A 1,607-nucleotide genomic window follows, 5' to 3' on the forward strand; every position below is an offset into this window, starting at 1 on the left:
CTGGTAAAATGTTGGTATCATTATTTTTTGGATAGGCAAGCGTGTAGCAATTATGCTGCCTATCTTTTTTTACCACAAATTGGCTCAATCCTCACCAGCTCGGGGTTTCAGGCTGGTTGTTACCCCCCCAGCAGCTAAACACAAATTAACGCAGATAAAGCCAAGACAATCGGCGTTTATCTGCGTTAATCTGCGGTTTCAAACCTCTTATCTTTTTAGATAAACGTGAAGTCAAATCCCGAAAGAGAAGAAACCCCAGTTACACCATTTAACTTCGCCAAAATGCGAGAATCAGCACCGGCAACGTTATTGCCATTGCCGTCATAAATGATGTAAGTATTGCCACCGGAATCGTAAGCAAACAAGAAAGCAGTTCCTCCCAGAATATTTGCAGAAACAGTTGTCTGCACATTCAGCAGAACTTGACTGCCATTGCTGAGATTGGGGAATCCTGGGGCAAAATTAAACTGATCGGCGATCGGCACACCGAGACCGTTAAAATCAGTAATCACATCGTATCCGCCCGCCGCGATCGCAGCCTCGATCGCCGCCGAAGAAGCCGCATCAAAGGCAGGCCCACCTTGTGCAGGGCTGGTATAGCGGAATTGATTGCTGCCGCCGCCCCCCGTCATGGTATCTGCGCCGAGGCCGCCTACGAGCACGTCGTTATCCACACCGCCGTTAATCGTATCGTTGCCGCCTTGACCATCAATAGTATCGCTGCCCGCCAAACCGTTCAAATTGTCCGGCAAAGAACCCCCAACCAAATTGTTAGGCCCGCTATCTGCAGGCAAGATTTGGACGGTGATAGTACCTACGCCCGGAAGTGTCCCCACTCCGTCGCTGACGCTGTAGGTGAAAGCAGTTGTACCCGCTACGTTGCCGGGGATGAATTGCACTTGAGAGACAAGATTTACAGCTATCCCCAGTTGCGGTGTGCTGACATTGATAATGTTGAGCGATCCTTGTTGCGGGCTGGAATCGTTGGCCAGCACGTCGATGAAAGTGGGCTGCGAATTATTCGTACTCGTAAATATGATGCCGTCATTGACAGCAATCGGCGACAGGGTAGTTGGAACAGTTACAGAGGTATCGAAAGAATTGATGTTAATTGCGACTGACGCTGCTGCCGTGCCGCCTTGGTCGTCAGCTACGCTGTAGCTGAAAGAACCGGCTGGCCCGATCGCGTTTGTTCCAGGTTGAAATTTTAGCCCAAGTAAATCCTGAACGGTTAACTTTTGGTTCACGGTGAGGGGGCTCGTACCCGTAATTACCTGACCAAAAGTAGGATTGGGAAGTCCGACTACCGCGATCGACAGTGGCTGGCCCTCCGGGTCGCTGGGCGCCGAAATGCTCAGAGACAGAGGCAAATTCTGCAAACCAGTCACCGTCTTGCCAGCTTCCACGATCGGCGGCTGGTTAGGAGTCGGAGATGTAAAACTCGGCGGAGTCGGCCCGCCACCCAACGGCGGAGGAGTTGGGGGCACCGCAGTTGGAAGCGGGACGATCGAAGGACTCGGACTCGGAGTTGTCGCGCCCGCAGTCGGACTCGGACTCGTACCCGGAACCTGTACCGGCAATGGCCCCGTTGTTGTCCCGCCGCTATT

At 52.5% G+C, this 1,607-nt stretch carries 1 protein-coding gene; it reads right to left on the reverse strand.

Translation table 11 applies throughout. From position 1 onward, the window contains the following. Window positions 1-215: 215 nt before the first annotated feature. On the reverse strand, window positions 216-1,607 hold a 1,392-nt coding region (locus QUA47_RS10320), incomplete at its 5' end, for a calcium-binding protein (RefSeq protein WP_445302500.1).

The organism is Microcoleus sp. MON2_D5 (assembly GCF_036701905.1).
In the GTDB taxonomy this organism is placed as follows: Bacteria; Cyanobacteriota; Cyanobacteriia; order Cyanobacteriales; family Microcoleaceae; genus Microcoleus.